Raw genomic sequence first — 581 nt, forward strand, 5'->3', positions numbered from 1 at the left:
GAGTCACGCTGCGCGTGCTCGACGAGCAGGGACACCCTGTCGCTTCCGGCGAGACCGGAGAGATCGTCGCCGAAGGGGAGAACATCGCCCGCGGCTATTTCCAGGATGCCGCGGAGACCGCGGTCACCTTCCGCGACGGGCGACTGCACACAGGCGATCTGGCGACCGTCGACCGGGATGGATACGTGACCGTCCTGGGACGGGCGAAGAGCTTCCTCAAGTGCGGCGGTACGCGGACGAGCGCGGAGCGCTTCGAGGAAGCGCTGCTGGCGTTCCCGGACATCGTGGAGGCGGCCGTGATCGGTGTCCCGGACGAGGTGATGGGCGAGGCGCCCGCCGCGTTCGTGGTGGCGCGCGACCCAGGCGACCCGACCGTCGCTGCGCGCCTGCGCGAGTTCGCCGAGTCGAAGCTGCCGCTGGCGCTGCGGCCGAAGCTCATCGAAGCGGTGCGGGAACTGCCGAAGAGCGCCTCCGGCAAGGTGCAGCGGATCAAGCTGCACGACCGGTTGCGGGCGCGGCAAGATGCCGCCTGAGTGCATCGGACGTTCCTGCTTACGTGGAACCCGCGGGTCTACGCCTGG

The 581-nt window shown here is 69.7% G+C and carries 1 protein-coding gene; it reads left to right on the top strand.

The annotated features are described in order from the left end of the window. Positions 1 to 533 (top strand): long-chain fatty acid--CoA ligase (locus E6J58_22665; protein TMB32585.1); only part of this gene is annotated, 533 nt, incomplete at its 5' end. Positions 534 to 581 lie beyond the last annotated feature (48 nt).

It is taken from the genome of Deltaproteobacteria bacterium, from assembly GCA_005879535.1.
Classification (GTDB): Bacteria; Myxococcota; Myxococcia; order Myxococcales; family 40CM-4-68-19; genus 40CM-4-68-19.